This window comes from Corynebacterium sp. HMSC069E04 (assembly GCF_001813175.1).
Lineage (GTDB): Bacteria > Actinomycetota > Actinomycetes > Mycobacteriales > Mycobacteriaceae > Corynebacterium > Corynebacterium aurimucosum.
In genome coordinates, this window is the sequence record NZ_KV811632.1 from 1 (window position 1) to 1,222 (window position 1,222).

1 protein-coding gene is annotated in these 1,222 nt (G+C 53.9%); it reads right to left on the bottom strand.

Going from position 1 to position 1,222, the window contains the following annotated elements:
- Positions 1 to 129: 129 nt before the first annotated feature.
- Entirely contained in the window at positions 130 to 795 is a 666-nt protein-coding gene (locus HMPREF2896_RS02145; RefSeq protein ID WP_232770537.1) for a 3'-5' exonuclease, read from the bottom strand.
- Positions 796 to 1,222: the final 427 nt, after the last annotated feature.

Sequence of the window (1,222 nt, forward strand, 5' to 3'; positions counted from 1 at the left end):
TGCCTAGGAACAAAACTCGGGGCACTTCACTCCCACGCTGGGGACGTAGCTACCTTTCTCTACTGCGGGCAGAAATCTGCGTAGTCGTTCGCATGGACTGCCGTGGTTGGTGTTTGTGCTGGTGGGTTTCTATATTTCGCGGGGGAGCAGTGGGGTGGCGTGACTTGTGCACCAGGTGTTGGTGGTGCGGAATACTTCGCCTTGACGCAAAATCTTGCGGCCAATTTCGCTGCGCTGAGACCCGAAGAGGGCGTGGAGCATGTTCGCTGTGGCGGTCGCATCGGCTACTGCTGCGTGCGCGTCAGGATTGTCCAGTCCCAGGCGGTCGAGGAGTGCCGGTAGGTTGTAGGGGCCACGGTCGAGTATTTGCTTGGCAAGGTCAATGGTGTCAATGAAGGGGAAGAACTCGTCCTCATTATCGTCTCCACCGGTCATGCGGTCGACCTCAGCAACGATCATTTTTGAGTCAAACGGTGCGTTGTGCGCGAATAGTTGCATGCCGTCGATGTAGCTGGTGAAGTCGCCATATACCTCGCTAAACGTTGGGGCGGTTGCCACCATGTCGTTGGTAATGCCGTGAATGTGGGAGTTTTTAATGGCCTTGCCGTCAGGATTAAGCAGTGTGTGCCAGGAGTCGACGGGGTTGAAGTGGCTGTCTGCGCGCACGGCAGCGATTTCAATGATGCGGTCGTAGCGCTTGTTAAAGCCGGTGGTTTCAGTGTCAATAACGGCAAAGACCGGCTTGCCCGGCGTGCGTGGGGTGTAGCGGTTGAGGAGGTTTTCTAAAAATCCCATGGCCCCAAGCCTAGAGTCCCATACCGACATGGAAGCCTAAACGCTATCGAACATAACGGCAGCACTGTTTTCTGTGTAGCGCCCCTGGGGCACTTAGTTACCTTTTCTGATTCTTTGCCGCTCTTTTCTTTTCCAAGACAGTCTAGAAGACACAAGGATACGTGGAGGGTCATAGGACTGCGGTTGTGGTGGGGTGTTTTGGTGGCAACCAAATCGCTTGCGATTTGGGCGGCAGCCCAACGAGCCGAAGGTGAGGCGGGAGCCTTTCGGTCTTAAGCTTCTGGTGGTGTTGATTGGTGGATCCCCTGTGGGGATATAGAACTACAGGGATATAGTTATAAGCCACCTGGGAAAATAGGTAAACGTGCAGGTAAAACCCTGTGGATAACTAGTCGAATATTGGTAAATATGCGCACCTGTATTGGTA